Source organism: Paraglaciecola sp. MB-3u-78 (genome assembly GCF_002835935.1).
In the GTDB taxonomy this organism is placed as follows: domain Bacteria; phylum Pseudomonadota; class Gammaproteobacteria; order Enterobacterales; family Alteromonadaceae; genus Paraglaciecola.
Genome location: NZ_PJCF01000068.1, coordinates 1 through 409 on the forward strand (window position 1 = coordinate 1; position 409 = coordinate 409).

The 409-nt window shown below is 42.1% G+C and carries 1 pseudogene; it reads left to right on the top strand.

Annotation, left to right across the window (positions count from 1 at the left end):
- Positions 1–349: pseudogene (locus tag CXF95_RS26365) on the top strand (IS21 family transposase); the annotation flags it as partial.
- Positions 350–409 lie beyond the last annotated feature (60 nt).

Genomic DNA, 409 nt, shown 5'->3' on the forward strand with positions numbered 1-409 from the left:
CATCGCCCATCAAAAACAGCAGCAATGGACCCCCGAACGATTTGAAAGTTGGGCCAGAAAATTCGGAAAATCAACCGAGCAATTTGTCATTCAACTCATGCAAACCAAAAAACACCCCGAGCAAAGTTACCGTGCCTGTATGGGCATATTGAGTTTAGGAAAAAAGTTCACAGACAAACGACTTGAAGCCGCCTGCTACCGAGCGTTAGCAACAGGTGTTACGCGAGTAAACCAAGTGAAAGCTATCTTAGAGAAAGGGTTAGATAGCCAACCTCTACCGGAAAAACAGCTGGATCTTTTAAGTGAGATAGACCATCAAAATATCCGTGGCAATCATTATTACCACTAATAAAACCTAAGGAAACAACATGCAATCAGTGACGCAACAAATCAATACTCAATTAGTCAT